Below are 18,504 nucleotides of genomic sequence, written 5' to 3' on the forward strand. Positions count from 1 at the left end.
AAGTCGGTTTCTTAGTGTTAGGAATTCGACTTTTTTAGGTTAGAATTTGCTTAGCGTATAATATCTGCGTTTTGTCGTTAGGACCCCTTATAATACCTTCCTTAGTATTAGATATATTATCTGAATTATATCTATTATATGTTAATACATCATCATAATTAAGAGAAATTGCTTGAGAAATCATTTTAAGACGTTTAGCAGCAGTTACAGAGTTGATTCTATTCTTATATTTTACTTCCTTATACTTCAACTCTTTTAATATCCATTCAACTGGACATGAATTCAGATTGGATAGTCTGTATATATAGCTTAATAAGCTTTCATCATCAAGAGGAACAGGATAACGCAAAAATTTCATTTTATCGCTCTCCTTAAATATAGAAAATGAGAATAACCGTTAAAAGTTATTCTCATTTTTGTCTTTTCATATTTTGCAAAATAACCTTTTCAATATTTTCGAGATAGTTTTTCAAACTTTTTGAGAATTTTTTCAATCTTTTTGAGAAACGACATTTTTTATTTCTATTCATAAATTACACACATTAAAACTGGGAACACAATTCTTTTATAGTATTTTATCGGTTATTCTGACTTTGCTATATAGAGAGGAATACAATTAGCATTAGTCTAAAATTCGAACTTACATTTAATAGATGAGTATAAATTTTAGACTAATACAGAAAGTAGTACTTCATTAGATATTATTCTATTAGGCAGGATATAAATTCGGCAGCTATAGGTAAATTAGATCCACTATATTTAAAGTTTTTTCATTAATTTATTCCCAATACCAATTCAAAGACAATCCAGTCCCTTTAGCATATGATGATATCTAAAATAGAACTAATTTATCCAGGGCAAGCGTGGCCAATGCTATTAGGTTTTTAGTTAGACATAATTACATTACCAGGATACAAGGACCAGATAAAATTTACAGTTATGCTGTTTTAAACGATAATATAGACAAATTATTAGAAGGTAAAAGAGATGTACCTTAAAGAATTTAGAGAAGAACTATTAAAACAAGATCTATCTATGAATACAATTGATGGTTATACCAGGAATATAAAAGGTTTTATAGACCTCTATAAGGAGCCTACAGGTGAGAATTTTAATCCGATGGAAATTATTGAGCTAGACATTAGGACATTTAAAGATTATCTGCAGAACACAAAGAGACAACATTCAAGAACCATAAATCGTAAATTGACAGCTTTAAGAAAATATTTTGAGTTTCTTGCTGCCAAAGATATAATATAAAAAAGTCCCGCCAATACAACTAAGCTAATGGAATATCAAAGAAAAAGAATTGTAGATATTATAGAGGACAATGATTTATATAAAACCAGGATAAAAGTTTATAGCGAAGACAATAAAAGAGATATTGCTATTTTCGAAATCTTTAATAACACCGGAGTAAGGGTTTCGGAGCTCTGTAGTATTCACATTGAAGATGTGAAATTTACGGATGGACAGAAAAAGGCTACTCTTGTTGTGTATGTAGGCAAGGGTAGAAGATATAGAGAAGTACCATTAAATAATGATGCTAGAAAAGCAATTATAGAGTACTTAGCAGTAAGGCCTATTAGTGGAGAGCCTTTTTTATTCATTGGAGAAAGGGGTCCACTTACTAGAAATGGAGTATATAGAATTCTAAATAAATATGCTTACCATGCGAAAATAGAGAGTCTTCATCCACATATGCTTCGCCATAAGTTTGCTCATAGGCTAATTAATAATGGAGTACCAGAATCTACTGTAGGAGAACTTTTAGGACATCAAGATCCTAATTCAACAAGAGTTTATACAAGCCCTACTCAAAAAGATAAGGAAAGAGCAGTAGAATCTATTAATTCACTAGACTAGGATTTAACTTAATATGAGATCCCTTATGATAAAGTACGTCTGTCCAAAATGTAGAACGATAATAAGAGCTACAAAGGATGTAAATGTAGTATATGGAGATTATGACGAACCTTTTGAAAAGCAAGAGAAATAATACTGTAGTAATTACAATGAATAATAGGTGGAGATATTAACACTCTGTCTATTATTTTTTTATGCCCTAATGCAAAAGGGTACGTATAGTATACGAGTCGAATTTTAAGGATCTATAAGTTTATTTAAGAGTTTTAGAAGATTAAGTTACATTTACATATCAACCATTTTTTCTAACTTTAGATCTACTCCCCTTAATTTGTAAGTATTTTTATTTACACATGTCAACAAGCATCAGTATTAGCAAGATTCGATAAAACAAGACATTTTATGTCCGTTTACAAATTCCACTATAAACTCGCTTGAAATTAATATAGGCTGGGGTTTATTTACAAAAAAGGGGGGTTTGTATGGAATTATACCACTTATTGATAAGAGCTAAAAATAATGATGAGGATGCTATCTATGAGATAATAAAAGACTTTGATGCTACCATAAAAAAGCTTAGTAATAGTTTATATTATGAGGAAGCGGAAACTGATTTGATTATTGAACTTCTAAAATTCATACGAAACATTGATATGAAAAAGTTTAAGAATTCAACTCACAAGCAAATAGCCAAGTATATACACATGCATCTGAGAAAAAGAACCCTAGATTTACTTAAGAAGAAAGAGAGCTTAAATATCAAAACATTATATCTAATTTAACTGAAAAGCTAAATTTGGTAGAAGAGATCAAAGAAGATGTATTAGAAATAAAAAAGTTTGTATTCACAGAGAAAACTTAAAACTTCAATGTAGTGACATTTTTACTAAAAATAGAAAAAATAAAAATTTTTATTCAAGAGTGGTTTACATTTTGCCCCTAAAGGTCGCTTGTATATAGTGAGAAGGAAATAACCGGTTAAGAATTCTCAATAGATATTAGGCCACAAAAAAATAATGAATCAAGTATCAAAAATAAAGTAGAGAGAAAAGGGGAGATTTCATATGGCATTACCAAAACTAGGAGAAAAGAGAACGGTTACAAAGTACGTTAGTACAGACCAAATCAGAAAAGAAATTGGCATAGGTGAGAATGTAAGTCTACTTTTATATGTACCTACAACAGTATCTGTAATCTTCGATATTTTTAAAGTAGCTGTAGTCAACTTTTTACCATATACAGTATTTGGACTAACATTAGGACTATATTCAAAGTTCTTGGAGATTATGATAGAAAGACATCTTGATGCAAAAGGATTCAATATTTCAGAACAATATGAATGGAATGTTGATCCAATCATGGGATATGAAGACGTTGCAAAATGGAGATCTATTCCGAGTACAAGGAAATATACAGCAGTATACTAAAAAATGCAGATTTAAAGCTGATATCTATATAATATAGATATCAGCTTTAAACTGTTTTAAGACAGATATTAATTTTAAACTACATTAAAAATTACAGTCTAAACATTCAAATACCCAAATAATTTCATTAAAAATAGCATAAAAAAGATAAATGATATTATGTAAAGACTTATCAATTGAAATTTTCTATCAAGATCAGAAATAGTTTTTCCGCTAGGTAAATAATTCGTATGCAAAAGTAATGCTCTTATAAATGTTATTGAAAACCATAAAAAATACACCACCATACTCTTAATCATAAAATACCTCCTAGCAACTATAAATTTAGTCTATTTCAATTATAACATAATACTATTCCATATATTTCAAAATGTCACTAATTTTTAACATCTGGCAAATTGCTCTACAGTACTTAATGTGGTATGCAATAGTTTATATACGTATTTTGTTAATAGGTACCATTAGTACGCCAACTAAAAATAAACGCCTTAGAAGGCATTCTAGGAGTACTAAAAATAAGTGATAATAAGAGATATTGCATTACAAGATCCTGCCAACATTTCTCGTATAGGCCCACGCTTAAAACCTATTCAGAAATATTTTAATCCAGAAATGAACATGTATATTTAAAATTGCATTAGGCCATGGGCACCACCAATCAAGTAATAAATATACACTTACTATCAAATACTATAATACACAATAGTAAAATTGCTTTCGCCGCCGCCCGATGGCTTCTAGGGGAGGTGCGAGTCTAGATTCGATGCAAAATTTTGATAGGAAAACTAGCACTGTTGTTTTATATTGGGTATTATGATATTTAATAGGAACATAGTATTATGGGAAGATTTTTGGAGGTGCTTTATGGAGCTCTTTTTAGATGAGTATGAGTTAGGGTATTCGGTGTATTTGTTTTCAGACTAAAATCAGATACTGCAGCTCGTGATTATAAAAGAGAAATCAATAGCTTTAAGAAGTTTATAAGTAAAGATATAGTAAGGGCTACTAACTAGGACGTAAATAATTACTTAGAGTTACTGAAGAAAGAAGGGAAGGCTGCTGCTAACATTCCGTGGATCTATAGCCAACTGCTTGTAAGCTTGCAGATATACCTTTGCTTACTAGCGTTGAAATATAAATACTTATAATAAATATACATTATTTTATACTATCATGATACATCTAAAAAGACTCCCAAAGTGCAAGAGTCTTTTTAGATACTAGTTTGTACAGTTTATTATATATCTAATATCTACATAGTCTAAACTATTAATATTAATTAGGTTATATTCAAAAGCTACTTTTTTGATGCAGTGATTCATATATTATTTTAGCTTCATTTAATTTAGGTAATAGTGGTTTGTAGCGTTGTTCAGAATGAGCTAACAGGTCTGCTTTTTGAAAACAGAAAAGGTATGGCATAAGTTCATCTCCTACCAAATTAATTCCTTCTTTAACGCCTTCTGCTGTAGGGATGATTTGATAATCATGATATTTAATAAGTCTACATATCTTATCTATAAAATCTACTTCATATCCAAGTCTTGTTAAAATTAGGTTTGCGATTATTACACTAGCTTCCTCATGTCCCTTAAAACTATCAATATTATTAACAGTAGTTTTTCTATAAGGTTTACCTATGTCATGTAAAAGTGCTGTTATCTTCAAAATTAAATCAAAATCTACTTTGTTCACTGTTTCTAATATGTGATCAAGTACATTGTAAATATGATAAGGCATATTCTGTTCACAATCAATACAAATAATAAGTTCTGGAATAATTCTAAGGATTTCATCCTTATCATCTTTTATATCCTTGCTTGAAACAAGTATATGGTTTAATTTCTCTTTATCTGCTGAATATGTCATACTATCTCTCCTTTTAATAAATCAATATATTATATATTGATCTGTATTACACTAAAAACCTAGTCCAACGCCTTTAACGGTATTGGGCTAGGCTTAACTCATTCTAATTATTGTAACATAACCACATTAACTGATAGATTTCCATTATGGAAAGAAGCTATTTTGCTAGCTTGTCAATAATAGTCATTATCTCCTCAATTTTTTCACGCTGATCCCCTGCTTCAAAGGCATCTTGTACACAACTTCCTAAATGATCATGAAGTACATCTCTGTTAATTTTGCGTAAGATAGCTTGCGTAGCCATAAGTTGATTGGAGATATCAATACAGTATCGGTCATCCTCAACCATCTTTAAAATACCATCTATCTGCCCTCTTGCAGTTTTTAAAAGACGCGTAGCTTGTGCCTTATCTGACTTCATACTCCACCTCATTTCTAATTTAAATTTAGTTGTATTAGCTAAATAAACCTTTCTTTTCTGTAATAAAAACAACATCAAAGTCTACTATAACATCGACTTATTGTTTTATACGGTACCCCTAGGGGGGTGGTTAAGTAAATAATACACCTAATCCTATAATTTGTCCATAGCTTTCAAAAAATATCTTTTATTATTCTCATAATCTCTACGAGTCTAAATTAGTAATTGTAATAGAAGAACCCATTTATGGCTCTTTTATATAAAATAGAAACAAGAGCAGTAACACTCTTGTTTCTATTTTATATAAGAATATTTTTTTATGTCAGTCAGGCAGTTAATTACTTTGACCAATAGGTTGGTCGAACCAGCATCATAGGTAGCTTCGTGAGGGAATCACCCTTAGCCGTATTGAGCTGAGCTTGGGTAAGAAAGATGCTATTTGTGAGATTAGCTCCACTAAGATCGGCATCTCGCAAATCAGCCCCGATGAGATCAGCCCAACTCAAATCGACTCCTCTAAGGTTTGTCGCAATAAGACATGCTCCCCTTAGGTCTGCACCTTTAAGATTGGTTTTTCTTAGGTCTGTGCCAAAATAATCTAATTGACGAGAGTTGGCATTCCGATTGCTTGAAGGAGTGTTCTTTCCACTGCGGGCTTTAGTACGCACCAGCTCGCTGGTATTTTTAAGCAACATGTTAACCTTGGTTCGATGAGCTACAACATCCAGTGCTAATAGAGAATCAATATCAAGAAGGGTAAGTCGTTTAGTATTGTCCAACAATGAACTTATCTCCTTTTTGATACCATGGTCTGTTTGCAGGATAAATGCTTGAGTAAGATACCATAGCATTTCATGAAGCTGCCTCATAATCAGGAACGCCTCAAACATTTGATTAGCAGATTCGGGAGCTTGTCTCCAGTCATGTCCGCCACAGGTAACTTGAGCTATCTTTTGACCAGCACCAAAGCAGTCATAAGCAGTACAGCCCTTAAGACCCTTATCCCTAAGATTTTTGTGAACAGAGCAGGTAAAGTTCGATTGTAAGTTTATGCAAGGCTTACCGGCGTCTTTATTCGTTGGGAAACCTTCCGAAGCTGAAAAGTACAATGCTACACAGCATAGACCGAAACAATTTTCACAGTCAGCACTCAATTCTTTATTACGCTTATCTTCATGTGTATATATCATATTCATTTACCTCATATTAGAAAAATACAAATAACTTTTACTTTTAAAGTATATCATATACAGCGTGTATTTCAACGTCTATATAACCATCGCGTTGTAATTTTTTACGATTCTACAATAAATTATAGCTAAATTATACCGTTACATACAAGGTATTACTATATCCTAACGAGGGTGGTTTATACTAGTCCAGTTTAAAATGAGAAAAAGAAGTACTCAGTTTTAAACCGAGCTATAGTTCAATCAAAGTTTTAATAGCTATAATAAAATCTAGGAATATAATCCTATTTAGATGAAAATGGATTGGAAGGAAATAATATCTACGCTATAATACTTTCTGTAGTCTGTTATAGAAAGAAGAAATGATAAGCTTGTATTTAAGTTTTGCCCTAAAGATATTACACAAGGAGGATTAATTATGAGATATGAAGTTAAGCTTGATGGTTTTGAGGACAAAAAAATCGAAGTTGAAGTGAAATCTATCAGAGGACCTCGTTTATTAATTAATGGCAAAGCTATACCAAAGGATAGAAAAAACAAGATGATACTTTGCCGAGATGATGGAGTTGAAGTTATTGCTACTTGGAAAAGTAATTTTTTAAGTGTTGATGCGGTACCCAAATTAGTAGTTGACGATAAAGAAATTCAAGTTGCAGAACCTTTAAAATGGTATGTTAAGGTATGGTGTAGTTTGCCTCTATTACTTCTTTTGTGGGGTGGTGCACTAGGAGCGATGTGTGGATTTATCGCTATTTCTATTAATTCTAAAATTTTTAGGTCTTCAATGAATCAGTTTCTAAAATTTTTAACAACTATAATAATATCTTTATTGGCGGCAGTTGTATATTTTATAATAGGATCTTTGGCATATTTAGCGTTAGAACCTAATATATAACTATAGATTTTTATTAGCGCAACAGGTTATATTATACTGCATAAAAGTGTTATATTAGAATATTCCTGAAATTTTAAGTATGCTTAATAAAGAAAAAAGTATTGATATTTTAGTACTTTTTTTCAATTGGGACTTATACAAATTTATATTCATACATATTATCCATCTGATGTTTTCTCTTATATAAATAATTTTTATTTCACATAATTATATCATTGATTACTATTTTATAGTTTATTTATAGTAAAATTTATTGCCCAAATAATAAGATAATATATAAAACCTTATTATTTGGGCATATTTAAAATTAAAACTATTAAATTTCTATTTATTTCTTATTTCTATTTCGATATTTATCTACATATTTTAAATGTTCATCATATGTTTTGGTAAACACATGACCGTCCTCTTTTTCACTTAATACATAGTATAGATATTCGTGATCTTCTGGATATAGGGCTGCATGTATGGAAGCCTTACTTGGTGATGCTATAGGTCCTGGGGGTAAACCAATAACTTTATAGCTATTAAATGGAGTAGGTTTTTCAAGATCAGATGTATATATATCCGATTTATGTTCCTTACCTTTGCCAACTCCATATATGACTGTTGCATCAATTTGAAGAAGCATGTCCTTTTCTAAACGATTATAAATTACCCCACTAACCGCAGATCTCTCTCCATCGTGCTTTGCTTCTCGTTCTATTAGAGAAGCTACAGTAAGTATATCATGTATTGAAAGATTTAGTTCTTTTGCTCTATTTTTATATTCATCTGTAAATACATTATCCATTGTTTGTGCAAGACGCTTGACTATGTCTTCAACTGGTTGTTTTTCTGTAAAATGGTAAGTATCTGGATATAAATAGCCTTCTAAATTAAAATAAAGATTTTTAGTATCAAAATCATAATTACCATTATCAAAGTATTTTTGTGTAGCTTCAATAAATTCATCTTTAGTACCAAAACCAAGTTCTTCTACCTTCTGGGCAATTTGATAAAGAGTAAATCCTTCAGGTATAGTTAGTATAACAGGTTTGTCTGGAATACCTTTTTCCAATAATTCAAAAATATCATTTAATGTGGAGTTAGAAGGTATTGAATATGTCCCGGGTTTAATTTTACGGTCTACCCCTGCAGCCTTCGCCTTGTAACGGAACCAAATCTTACTTTTAATTATTCCTTTATCTAATAATGTATTAGATACCGTGTTAAGAGAAGCACCCTGGGGAACTATTATTTCTATAGTATCAACATTGGTAGACGTAGATAAATATGATGGTACAAATAATACAGAGGATCCTACTAGAAGCCCAATAACTATTAATATATATAATATTTTTTTCATTTTACACCTCACAAGTTTCAAATAAAAGCTTTTATACTATTTTAACACTTTATTTAAGAAAGTGCATTAATAATTATTAATTAAGGGGCCGAATAATAGTTTTGAAACCCCTAGTTATTGGATAAAATTGCAGCTAATGGGCATAAGTGCATGGGTTTATAAATTATGCTATAATATCTTTAGTTTATTTAAGGTGGCTTTTTATAATAAAAACCTAATATTAATAGGAAAGAGGAGATTCTTATGATTGAAAAGGAGAGAATAGATGAAACCAATATTATTCGGGGCATTGCTTGTTTATCAGTAGTATTAGTCCACATTACGGCAGGACCTGTAACTACACTTAAAGTGGGTAGTATTCATAGTATTATATTTACTCTATTAAATCGTGGGTCAAGATTTACAACTCCAACTTTTATTTTTCTTAGTGGATTAACGTTATTCTATAGCTATGAAGAAAGAAATTTTAAATATGGAAAATTTTTAAGAAGGAGATTTAATGCTACACTAATACCTTATGGGATTTGGAGCATTATTTATTTTTTGTACTTCTATTCTCAAGGTGTATACACATTATCTCTAAGGACGTTTGTAGAAAATATTTTGTTGGCTAATATGAGCTATCATTTATATTTTATATTAACAATTACACAGTTTTATATATTATTTGGAATATTTCTTTACGGATATAAGAGATTTAACTCCCATATTTTATTAAGCTTATCTTTACTGTTTAACTTGTTATTTTTAAAATATGTATCGATGCCATATTCTGATAGGTTTTTTATGACTTATATATTTTTCTTCTCACTAGGATGCTATGTAGCTAAAAATTTATCTATAATTAAGAAGCTTGTTGTGAAGCTAAGGTACCTCCTTCTAATATGCTATATTAGTGTAGTAATTTATGATAGTTATTTATTTTATCAATACTATATTTTAAATAAAGCAGTAGATGTTTTTGGAGTTTTAGTAATATGGATTTTGTTTGGAACTATTTCAATTTTTTTACTTATGTCTATAGGTATTGGCATTTTAGAAGGATATACAAAAATTACTAATGTTTTAAAAACTATTAGTAAAAGCTCCTATTATGTTTATTTAAGCCATCCATTAATACTTAATATATCGGATAAGTGGCTTTTAGAAAGTGGAATTTACTCTATAACAGGAAGAGCGATACTTAATGCGATTATTGTTTACAGCGTTACATTAGGGTTAAGTATTGGATATACAAAGTTGAAAATAAATATAAAAGGTAGAACTGATATGTTAAATAAAAAAGCTTCTATCTAAATTGTAATAAATTACATAGAATTGAAAGTTATTAACGATTAAAAATAAAAGAAAGCCTAATAAAAGAAGTAAAAGAGCTTAGAAATAAAGGCTTATCTTTTAGTAAAATAAGTAGAAAAACAAATTTAGATAGGAGAACCGTAAAAAAGTATTCTGAAATAGATGGAACTTTTATACATGGATGAATAGGTAAAAAACATAAAAGTAGATTAGATATTTATAAAGAAACTATTGTATCTTTATTAGAAAATTGAGTAAATGGATCTACTATATATAAAAAAATTAAAGAAAAAGGTTATGAAGGATCTAGCTCTCTAGTAAGGAATTTTATTGATGAATTTAGAAAAGGCAAAGGTAATGAGTTAGGCATATTAAAAGAAAAAGTTCTAAGAAGAACCTTAATCAGTCTTCTTTATAAAGAAATAGATTCAGTAAAAGATATAACTAAAAAGCAATTAGATAAAGCTTTAAATGTATATCCAGAGTTAAAAATAATATATGATATAGCTAAAGATTTTAAAGCATTACTTTTTAGTAAAAGAGAATTTGATTTAGAAAGCTGGATGGAACGTGCAAAAACCTTAAATATCAAAGAGTTAAATAGTTTTATTTCGGGCATAAAAAGGGATTTAGAAGCAGTTAAAAGTTCTATTAAATATGGGTTTAGCAATGGGCTAGCAGAAGGAACTGTAAATAAAATTAAAGTAATAAAAAGGATAATGTATGGTAGATGTAGTTTCGAAATGTTGAGAAAAAAAGTATTACTACAGAATTTCAACTAACAGTGGAAAGAACCAATAAAATCTTGACATTAATATCTCCCTTGAATTATATTTACGATTCATGCATAGTAAAGAAAGACCCAAAGGGATAAGAGAAACGCAGAAAGGGGAAAAAATTATGTTCACGAATATATTAGTTGTGGATGATGAAAAGGAAATTGCGGATCTGGTGGAATTGTATCTCCGCAACGAGGGCTTTACCGTGTATAAGTTCTACACCGCTGCCGAGGCACTGAAATGCATCAGCACCACAAAACTGGATCTGGCAATTCTGGATATCATGCTCCCGGAAACGGATGGATTTACCATTTGCTCGAGAATCCGGGAGAGTTATCACTATCCTGTGATTATGCTGACTGCCAAGGTCGAGGATATCGATAAAATCAAAGGCCTTACCCTCGGTGCCGACGATTATATCACAAAACCCTTCAATCCATTGGAAATGGTTGCAAGAGTCAAGGCCCAGCTAAGACGCTATACCCGCTACAATAATTCTGAGGGAAAGACTCTTGAAGATAGTAACGAGTATGATTTTTCAGGGTTGATCATCAATAAGGATACTCATAAATGTTCTCTTTACGGACAAGCCTTGACGCTGACTCCTATCGAGTTTTCGATTCTCTGGTACCTATGCGAAAACAGAGGCAAGGTGGTCTCCTCAGAGGAGCTTTTTGAGGCGGTTTGGGGCGAAAGTTATATGGATAACAACAACACCGTCATGGCACATATCGGACGGATTCGGGAAAAAATGAAGGAAGCACCGAGGAACCCGAAATTTATTAAGACAGTATGGGGGGTTGGTTATCAAATTGAACAAGATGAATGATAGAAGCTTCCGAGATAGACTGACCGTTCGATTATTCAGGCAGTTTACCTTTGTGGTTACCGTATTTACCATAGTGCTAGCGGGAATATTCCTTCTAGGTTACTTTATCGGACATAATGTCATTGATTGGCATGGTCCCTTGAATTTTGCTTTTAAATTCGTTAAAACCATTGACAATTTTAAAATTTATATTTTCATCCTGGTATGGGTGATTGGGTTTCTGGTGATTACGATGAGCTTGTGGAGGAAAACCATAGGCTATGCCACTCAGATGATCAATTCCATCGAGGGCCTGTATGGCTCTGATACAGATCTGGTCAATCTGCCCGATGAACTGAAGGATGTAGAAGACAGACTGAACCAAATCAAGTATAACAGCCTCCGAAATCAACAATTAGCGAGAGAAGCCGAACAGCGGAAAAACGATCTGGTAGTCTATCTTGCCCATGACCTGAAAACACCTCTGACCTCTGTCATTGGCTATTTGACCCTGCTTCGTGACGAACAGCAGATTTCCGCCGAATTGAGAGAAAAATACTTATCCATATCGGTAGAAAAAGCGGAACGCCTGGAAACACTCATCAATGAATTCTTTGAAATCACCAGATTCAATCTCAATGAGATGGTTTTGGAAACCACGAAGGTAAATCTTACACGAATGCTGGAACAGATCACCGATGAGTTTAAACCGATGATGCTTCCCAAGGGTCTGACCTGCAAGGTAAAAGCAGAGAAGGATATCCTGATCCGCTGTGATGTAAAAAAGCTGGATCGTGTCTTTGACAATCTGATTCGGAATTCTATCAACTACAGCTATGAAAACAGTGAGATCCTGATAACTGCAATCCCAAGCGAACAAGTTGTTACCTTGAAGTTCCGCAATCACGGAGATACCATCCCGGAACAAAAGCTAAACCACATCTTCGGACAATTTTATCGTTTGGATACGGCGAGAACGACACAATCCGGCGGAGCTGGCCTCGGACTTGCCATTGCCAAGGAAATTATAGATCTTCATGGAGGTTCGATTACGGCATACAGCGAAAACGACATAATCGAGTTTACCATTGAACTCCCAGTGGAGTTAATAGAAAAAGTAGGAAAATCTTAAGATATTCATCTGTAAATATGAGGTTTTCCTTAAGGATAATCAAATAAAAAGCACTGGTTGATTCAGTATAATAATAGATACTGAGACAATCAGTGCTTTTATTTTGTCGATTTAAGCACATCACATTCATCGTGAAAGTAAAATAAGGGGAGGAATCCAAAATGAATGACATAGGAAAATACCACGCTAAAACCAAAATATCCAGAACCATAAAAGTTTTATCTTATGGGCTGATCGTAGGATTATTATTGATCATAGCATACGCTGCAGATTTTGGACCAGATAATAATCAAAATGCCTTTTCTCGTTTAGAGAACATGGGAGCTTATGATAAATTTACCAACTATGTTGATGGGTACAGCTTGAACGTAGATCAGAATATGAAGGTGGATATGAGCTATTCCGGTGTCGGTGCGGTTTTAGAAAATCAAAACAAAAGAATAGAAATTTATAAGCAGGAGCTGCCTAAAGATGTAAGCCAGACGGCTTATATCAATTACTCCAACAAGTTTTTATCTAATACGGCTAATCATGTAAAAGAATATGAAAGCAAATCGATAAAAAACGGGAAAAACGTTCATATCCTTCAATGGTCTAGACAAAAGCTTAGTCGGGTTGAAAATGATATGAATTACTATGTTTCTATAGAGATACTTTCCGGGACAAGAGTGGTATACACCATTTTGGTGAAATCCACAGTTCCTCTTGATACGACGGGTGGTTACCAGTATCTCATCGATCATTTCACCACTTTTACTCCAACCAAGGCTCCTTACATGAGAGTGGCAAAGTCTGTTCCCGTGGAGGAAAGGGGCTGGAATCAGGAGACAAAGGATGCACTTCAAACATATTTTGGTAAGGATAGTGTTCTGACCTGGGGGATTTTCGAACCTAGCGCGCCGGATGACTTTACCCAGCTGAAGCATCTGGAAACCTCCATGGAATATGAGTTTCCATTCCTGCTGAATTACACTAGCTTTGAAAACAAATATCAGCACCCGAACCTGAAGTCCCGTCTTGAGAACGCGTATAAGAATCATAAAATTCTGGAGCTGACGCTGCAGACCTCATGGAAGCAAGAAGGGGAAGGGAATATGGTCTATGATGTTTTGAACGGGGAATATGATGAATTTTTGAAGGATTATGCCAAGACTGTAAGTGAATTTGACCATCCGGTTCTGTTTCGGCTGGGCAATGAAATGAATGGTGACTGGTGTCCTTATTCGAGCTACCATACTTCCAAGGACACGATGATTTTCAAGGAATTCTACCGTTATGTCTATCAAATATTTGAAGAGGCAAAGGCTGATAATGTGATCTGGGTCTGGAATCCAAACGGAAAATCTTTCCCGGACTTCAACTGGAATGATGCTTCCATGTATTATCCGGGAGACGAATATGTCGATATCGTCGGTTTAACTGCCTATAATACAGGAACCTATTATCCAGGAGAGAACTGGACGGAATTCGATGTTCTGTATGATCCTCTCTATGCTGAGTATGATAAGCTTTATGAAATGCCGATGATGATTACGGAATTTGCTTCCAGCAGTGTCGGCGGAGATAAGAATCAATGGATCAGAAACATGTTTTCCCATATTAAGAAATATGAAAACATTAAAATTGCAATCTGGTGGGACGGCCGTGACTTGGATGCTGACGGAAACGTAGCAAGACCGTATTTTATCGATGAGACACCGGATATTATCCAGACATTCAAGGAACGGCTGAAGACATTCAAGAAATAGCTGAATCGGAAGCCGTTGGATTAGGATCTGCTTACGGTTGATATTACTCATATACCGGAAACAAATCAGGGGGATATTGCATTAGAGTTTAGTATTGGATATACAAAGTTGAAAACAAATATAAAAGGTAGAACTGATATGTTAAATAAAAAGGCTTCTATCTAAATTGTAATAAATGACATATAATTGAAAGTCATTAACGATTACTGTATAATTAGGTTAGTTTAATTAATTATGGAGGTGTTTAATATTTTATCTCAAAAGCTTAAAAGTAGCTCTTCAAATAAAGTAATTTTTTATTGTATTATTTATTTAATAGCATTACAATTTATAATTAATGCCTTTGTTCCAAGTAAAGTAGTATATAACCATAGACTAGATTATGACTTGGTTAAAGATAGGCCGACAAATATAGAAGCAGTTCTAAAGGAAATAAAAACAACAATAGCTAATGAAGAATTGGATGATTATGTTGTTATCTTAGGGGACTCTGTATCCTATAGTAGTCCAGGGCCTTCTAATACTTCCATAGGGTACTATTTAAATCAAATAGCCCAAGATAAAGGGAAAAAATTTAGAATCTTTAATTTAGCAATGCCATCTATGCAGGCGGGCGATATCTATACTTTATTATTAAAAATGGATCAGTATGGAATATCGAGAGATAATGTAATAATTAATGTACTTTATGCAGGGTTTGTAGAGAAACTGGATACACCTCCTGTATTTTGGCTGGATAAGCAACTAAAGCATATGGATCCCATTACTTACAAAGAGATCAATACTTTAGGTGCTAAAGAGGAGAAAAAACAATCACAAATTGTAGCTTTGGCTCAAAATATTAAAGACAAGCTTTATGAAAACATACCTCTTTTTCAATATAAGGATTATTTACAGGTTTATATAAAGGAACAATTAGGGAAGCTTAGAGGTCATGTTGTATATGCTAGTGAGCCAGTACAGCCATGGTATGAAAAACCTTTTTTAAAGGATCTATTGGGAGAATATGAATATCAAGTTGGGTTTAATTCTACTCCGTTTATAATGGATAATACAAACACACAAATACACCTTCTTGATAAAATTATTAATCTTCAAGAAGGAAAGAACACACTCATATATTTAGCTCCTATTAACGAGGAACTGGTAGGAGAATATTTAGATAAAGAAAATTATTTTAAAAATGTCAAGATGATCGATGAATACTTCGAAGAAAAGCCAGTTAAGTATATTAATTATTATGGTAAGATATCTTTTGATTTCTTTTCCGACCAGGTTCACTATACCTCTGATGGATATAAGTATTTAGCGGATTTATTATGGGATCAAATAACAGTGTGGAATCTTAAGTAGATAAGAAACTATTAGATGGAGGGAGAAGCCTATGCTTTTTCACAGCTTTGAATTTATTTTTCTATTAATTATAGCTTTTATTTTATTCTATCTTTTTCCAAAGAAAAGATTATGGATGTTAGCAATAGCTAACTTAGTATTTTATGGTGTATCGGGATTTGGGTATCTTTTAATATTTTTAATTGCATCTTTAATAACCTATTATTGCTCTCGTAAGTTATCGTCTTCAAATGGAAGGATATACTATCTAATTGCAATTATTGTTAACTTGAGTAACCTAGCGTTTTTTAAATATACAGGATTTATTTTAAAAAATATTGAGATGGCTCTTAATATTCATTTTCCATGGCAGGACGCTTTATTAGCAAAAATTATACTGCCTGTTGGTATTTCTTTTTATACATTCCAGCTTATAGCATATATAGTAGATGTTTGGAGAAAGGATATAGAACCTTGTAAATCTTTTGTTGAGTTTTGGGTATTTATTGCATTTTTTGCCCAATTAATTGCAGGTCCGATTATGCGTGGAGAAGAATTTTTACCACAGGTTGAAAGGTTGAAAGAAATTAAATATGATGAAAAAAATATTAGATATGGACTATATTATATTGCAATGGGTATGACTAAAAAGCTAGTATTTGCAGATATACTAGCCCCTAAGGTTCAATATTATTTTGGTCAAGCTAGCCAGTTAGGAACATTAGATTCTTGGTTTGCAGCATACCTGTTTGCCTTTCAAATTTACTTTGATTTTTCTTCCTACAGCGAAATTGCCGTAGGTATTGGCCATTTATTTGGATTAAAAATGGCGATTAACTTCAAGACACCTTATCTAAGTGGAAATGCATCGGAATTTTGGAAGAGATGGCATATTACATTGTCATCTTGGATAAAAGATTATATTTATATTCCATTAGGAGGCTCTAGAAGAGGATTTCCTATGCAATGTGTATTTTTATTAACTGCTATGACTCTTTCTGGTCTATGGCATGGAGCAGCTTGGGGTTTTATTGTTTGGGGTATTTATCATGGACTTCTTAGTGTAGCCCATAAAGTATATACTCGTATGTTAAAAGGCAGAAATCTAACATTTATTAAAAGTAAGGCTTATAGATGGATTACTGTATTTGTATTCTTTCAATTAACTACTATTGGTTGGGTATTCTTTAGGGCACAGAGCCTACAAGATGCTATTCGTATGGTATGGAAGATGATATCTTTCTCAGATATTAGATTCAGTAGTATATATATTTTTTACTTTGGATTTATTGCATTTTTATGGTTTCTACATTTTGTGGAATTTGCTATACGAAACAATGCATATAAACTTATTAATACATGGAGGGTTTATTGCCCAGACTATATTAGGGCAGCGGCTTATGTAATGATATTTATAACCTTAGTAATGTTTACTCAAAGAGAACAAAGTTCATTCATTTATTTTCAGTTTTAGATAAAGCAAAACACCTGTACAGGACAGGTGTTTTTGCTTTATAACGCACAGGAATGTATGAGTATTCTTAATATATTTTTATAAAATGATATTTCAGCAAGCTTCTTAATCTAAAGAGCTCCGACAGAAGTCTATGTTATATCTAATAGATGGTATTTAAAACAGTGTATGTAAATATATTAGAGTTATATAATAAAAAGTTATTATAGGTATAATATATTTTGCATTAGAGGGGTTATAGCTTATGTCGACTAAAAAAAAATTATTAACTGCTTTAAGTATATTAATAGTAATTTTCATAATATATAAATTAGAAAAACAAAGCATACACAGGCCTGGTTTTAATGTAGAATATATACAGCATATTGTCGAATCCTTCGGCATACTAGGAATATTAGTATATATTTTAATAAATTCTATTAGACCGTTTTTATTTATCCCAACTACCATTATGTTCATTAGCGGTGGTGTTATTTTTGGAACTATTAGAGGAAGTATATATACATTAGCAGGACTAATGGCTGCTTCATCCCTATCGTTTTTTTTGGCAAGAAGGTTTCAAAAACCATTTAAAAAGATATTCGGAAATAAGTATTTAAGTAAAATAAATAGTTTAAGTAGTGATCAGGTAATAAGAGGATTATTTGTAATGAGGGTATCACCAGCTTTTCCTTTTGATCCTGTTAGTTATGGTTCAGGGATATCTCATATGTCTTACAAGCAGTTTTGTATTGGCACCCTATTAGGTGCATTCCCTAAGGTGATACTTTATACATTTTTAGGTGATCAAATAGATAATATATTTTCCTTGCAAACATTGATAGTTTTCGTCATATTATTAATTTTAGCCCTGTGTCCATACTTTTTTCGAAAAAAATCTCAAGCTTTCAACAAATAATACATATTTCCCAGGAAATGT

Annotated in this window: 19 protein-coding genes; 14 read left to right on the forward strand and 5 right to left on the reverse strand. The window is 32.2% G+C overall.

Annotated features, from left to right (window positions below; genetic code table 11):
* Nucleotides 1-34 precede the first annotated feature (34 nt).
* Entirely contained in the window at nucleotides 35-358 is a 324-nt protein-coding gene (locus KQI88_RS05025; RefSeq protein WP_216415272.1) for a TniQ family protein, read from the reverse strand.
* Nucleotides 359-987: 629 nt separating this feature from the next.
* Between KQI88_RS05025 and KQI88_RS05030 the strand changes: the two genes are divergently transcribed.
* The 5 genes from KQI88_RS05030 to KQI88_RS05050 all read left to right on the forward strand — a co-directional run bounded on the left by KQI88_RS05030 (nucleotide 988) and on the right by KQI88_RS05050 (nucleotide 3,293).
* The gene (locus KQI88_RS05030; protein ID WP_216415273.1) at nucleotides 988-1,260 is read left to right on the forward strand and encodes a phage integrase N-terminal SAM-like domain-containing protein; all 273 of its coding nucleotides are present in this window, start codon (nucleotides 988-990) and stop codon (nucleotides 1,258-1,260) included.
* A 27-nt stretch (nucleotides 1,261-1,287) separates the two neighbouring features.
* Complete coding sequence (locus KQI88_RS05035) at nucleotides 1,288-1,866, forward strand: tyrosine-type recombinase/integrase (RefSeq protein WP_216415274.1); 579 nt, start codon at nucleotides 1,288-1,290, stop codon at nucleotides 1,864-1,866.
* Nucleotides 1,867-2,348: 482 nt separating this feature from the next.
* The gene (locus KQI88_RS05040) at nucleotides 2,349-2,648 is read left to right on the forward strand and encodes a helix-turn-helix domain-containing protein (RefSeq protein WP_216415275.1); all 300 of its coding nucleotides are present in this window, start codon (nucleotides 2,349-2,351) and stop codon (nucleotides 2,646-2,648) included.
* Nucleotides 2,636-2,728, forward strand: a complete 93-nt coding sequence (locus KQI88_RS18640; protein ID WP_408629717.1) for a hypothetical protein — start codon at nucleotides 2,636-2,638, stop codon at nucleotides 2,726-2,728. Before KQI88_RS05040 ends, KQI88_RS18640 begins: the two co-directional genes overlap by 13 nt.
* Nucleotides 2,729-2,930: 202 nt before the next feature.
* Complete coding sequence (locus KQI88_RS05050; RefSeq protein ID WP_216415276.1) at nucleotides 2,931-3,293, forward strand: hypothetical protein; 363 nt, start codon at nucleotides 2,931-2,933, stop codon at nucleotides 3,291-3,293.
* Nucleotides 3,294-4,583: 1,290 nt separating this feature from the next.
* Here the strand turns inward: KQI88_RS05050 and KQI88_RS05055 are convergent.
* The 3 genes from KQI88_RS05055 to KQI88_RS05065 form a co-directional block, all read right to left on the reverse strand.
* On the reverse strand, nucleotides 4,584-5,162 hold the full coding sequence (locus KQI88_RS05055) for an HD domain-containing protein (RefSeq protein WP_216415277.1): 579 nt from the start codon (nucleotides 5,160-5,162) through the stop codon (nucleotides 4,584-4,586).
* A 157-nt stretch (nucleotides 5,163-5,319) separates the two neighbouring features.
* On the reverse strand, nucleotides 5,320-5,583 hold the full coding sequence (locus KQI88_RS05060; protein ID WP_216415278.1) for a metal-sensing transcriptional repressor: 264 nt from the start codon (nucleotides 5,581-5,583) through the stop codon (nucleotides 5,320-5,322).
* A 338-nt stretch (nucleotides 5,584-5,921) separates the two neighbouring features.
* Entirely contained in the window at nucleotides 5,922-6,773 is an 852-nt protein-coding gene (locus tag KQI88_RS05065; protein WP_216415279.1) for a pentapeptide repeat-containing protein, read from the reverse strand.
* A 418-nt stretch (nucleotides 6,774-7,191) separates the two neighbouring features.
* On the opposite strand from KQI88_RS05065, the gene KQI88_RS05070 reads away from it, so the two are divergent.
* A complete protein-coding gene (locus KQI88_RS05070; protein WP_216415280.1) occupies nucleotides 7,192-7,668 on the forward strand; it encodes a hypothetical protein in 477 nt (158 codons plus the stop codon).
* Between the two features lie 328 nt (nucleotides 7,669-7,996).
* Here the strand turns inward: KQI88_RS05070 and mltG are convergent, their stop codons facing one another.
* Nucleotides 7,997-9,016 (reverse strand): endolytic transglycosylase MltG, encoded by a 1,020-nt coding sequence (gene mltG, locus KQI88_RS05075; RefSeq protein ID WP_216415281.1) that lies wholly within the window; start codon nucleotides 9,014-9,016, stop codon nucleotides 7,997-7,999.
* 243 nt (nucleotides 9,017-9,259) lie between these two features.
* Here mltG and KQI88_RS05080 point away from each other — a divergent pair, with 243 nt between their 5' ends.
* The 8 genes from KQI88_RS05080 to KQI88_RS05115 all read left to right on the forward strand — a co-directional run bounded on the left by KQI88_RS05080 (nucleotide 9,260) and on the right by KQI88_RS05115 (nucleotide 18,483).
* A complete protein-coding gene (locus KQI88_RS05080) occupies nucleotides 9,260-10,312 on the forward strand; it encodes an acyltransferase (protein ID WP_216415282.1) in 1,053 nt (350 codons plus the stop codon).
* Nucleotides 10,313-10,593: 281 nt separating this feature from the next.
* The gene (locus tag KQI88_RS05085) at nucleotides 10,594-11,094 is read left to right on the forward strand and encodes a transposase (RefSeq protein WP_330656125.1); all 501 of its coding nucleotides are present in this window, start codon (nucleotides 10,594-10,596) and stop codon (nucleotides 11,092-11,094) included.
* Between the two features lie 118 nt (nucleotides 11,095-11,212).
* Nucleotides 11,213-11,920 carry a VanR-ABDEGLN family response regulator transcription factor gene (gene vanR / locus KQI88_RS05090; protein WP_216415283.1) on the forward strand — a complete coding sequence of 236 codons (708 nt, stop codon included), beginning with the start codon at nucleotides 11,213-11,215 and terminating at the stop codon, nucleotides 11,918-11,920.
* Nucleotides 11,913-13,031, forward strand: coding sequence for a sensor histidine kinase (locus KQI88_RS05095; protein WP_216415894.1), 1,119 nt, complete (start codon nucleotides 11,913-11,915; stop codon nucleotides 13,029-13,031). Before vanR ends, KQI88_RS05095 begins: the two co-directional genes overlap by 8 nt.
* A 161-nt stretch (nucleotides 13,032-13,192) precedes the next feature.
* The gene (locus KQI88_RS05100) at nucleotides 13,193-14,779 is read left to right on the forward strand and encodes a glycoside hydrolase family 26 protein (RefSeq protein ID WP_216415284.1); all 1,587 of its coding nucleotides are present in this window, start codon (nucleotides 13,193-13,195) and stop codon (nucleotides 14,777-14,779) included.
* Nucleotides 14,780-15,013: 234 nt separating this feature from the next.
* Nucleotides 15,014-16,132: an SGNH/GDSL hydrolase family protein gene (locus KQI88_RS05105; RefSeq protein ID WP_216415285.1), complete on the forward strand. Its 1,119-nt coding sequence runs from the start codon at nucleotides 15,014-15,016 to the stop codon at nucleotides 16,130-16,132.
* Nucleotides 16,133-16,163: 31 nt separating this feature from the next.
* Entirely contained in the window at nucleotides 16,164-17,585 is a 1,422-nt protein-coding gene (locus tag KQI88_RS05110) for an MBOAT family O-acyltransferase (RefSeq protein ID WP_216415286.1), read from the forward strand.
* A 244-nt stretch (nucleotides 17,586-17,829) separates the two neighbouring features.
* Nucleotides 17,830-18,483 carry a TVP38/TMEM64 family protein gene (locus KQI88_RS05115; protein ID WP_216415287.1) on the forward strand — a complete coding sequence of 218 codons (654 nt, stop codon included), beginning with the start codon at nucleotides 17,830-17,832 and terminating at the stop codon, nucleotides 18,481-18,483.
* Nucleotides 18,484-18,504 lie beyond the last annotated feature (21 nt).

It is taken from the genome of Alkaliphilus flagellatus (assembly GCF_018919215.1).
GTDB classification, from domain to species: domain Bacteria; phylum Bacillota; class Clostridia; order Peptostreptococcales; family Natronincolaceae; genus Alkaliphilus_B; species Alkaliphilus_B flagellatus.

Bases quoted from the DNA above. Each gene is read 5' to 3' on its own strand.
- KQI88_RS05035 (WP_216415274.1), top strand. From the start codon at position 1,288: ATGGAATATCAAAGAAAAAGAATTGTAGATATTATAGAGGACAATGAT.
- KQI88_RS05050 (WP_216415276.1), top strand. From the start codon at position 2,931: ATGGCATTACCAAAACTAGGAGAAAAGAGAACGGTTACAAAGTACGTT.
- KQI88_RS05055 (WP_216415277.1), bottom strand. From the start codon at position 5,162: ATGACATATTCAGCAGATAAAGAGAAATTAAACCATATACTTGTTTCA.
- KQI88_RS05115 (WP_216415287.1), top strand. From the start codon at position 17,830: ATGTCGACTAAAAAAAAATTATTAACTGCTTTAAGTATATTAATAGTA.
- KQI88_RS05060 (WP_216415278.1), bottom strand. From the start codon at position 5,583: ATGAAGTCAGATAAGGCACAAGCTACGCGTCTTTTAAAAACTGCAAGA.
- KQI88_RS05025 (WP_216415272.1), bottom strand. From the start codon at position 358: ATGAAATTTTTGCGTTATCCTGTTCCTCTTGATGATGAAAGCTTATTA.
- KQI88_RS05080 (WP_216415282.1), top strand. From the start codon at position 9,260: ATGATTGAAAAGGAGAGAATAGATGAAACCAATATTATTCGGGGCATT.
- KQI88_RS05065 (WP_216415279.1), bottom strand. From the start codon at position 6,773: ATGATATATACACATGAAGATAAGCGTAATAAAGAATTGAGTGCTGAC.
- KQI88_RS05100 (WP_216415284.1), top strand. From the start codon at position 13,193: ATGAATGACATAGGAAAATACCACGCTAAAACCAAAATATCCAGAACC.
- KQI88_RS05030 (WP_216415273.1), top strand. From the start codon at position 988: ATGTACCTTAAAGAATTTAGAGAAGAACTATTAAAACAAGATCTATCT.
- KQI88_RS05105 (WP_216415285.1), top strand. From the start codon at position 15,014: ATGGAGGTGTTTAATATTTTATCTCAAAAGCTTAAAAGTAGCTCTTCA.
- vanR (WP_216415283.1), top strand. From the start codon at position 11,213: ATGTTCACGAATATATTAGTTGTGGATGATGAAAAGGAAATTGCGGAT.
- KQI88_RS05040 (WP_216415275.1), top strand. From the start codon at position 2,349: ATGGAATTATACCACTTATTGATAAGAGCTAAAAATAATGATGAGGAT.
- KQI88_RS05095 (WP_216415894.1), top strand. From the start codon at position 11,913: ATGAATGATAGAAGCTTCCGAGATAGACTGACCGTTCGATTATTCAGG.
- KQI88_RS05110 (WP_216415286.1), top strand. From the start codon at position 16,164: ATGCTTTTTCACAGCTTTGAATTTATTTTTCTATTAATTATAGCTTTT.
- mltG (WP_216415281.1), bottom strand. From the start codon at position 9,016: ATGAAAAAAATATTATATATATTAATAGTTATTGGGCTTCTAGTAGGA.
- KQI88_RS05070 (WP_216415280.1), top strand. From the start codon at position 7,192: ATGAGATATGAAGTTAAGCTTGATGGTTTTGAGGACAAAAAAATCGAA.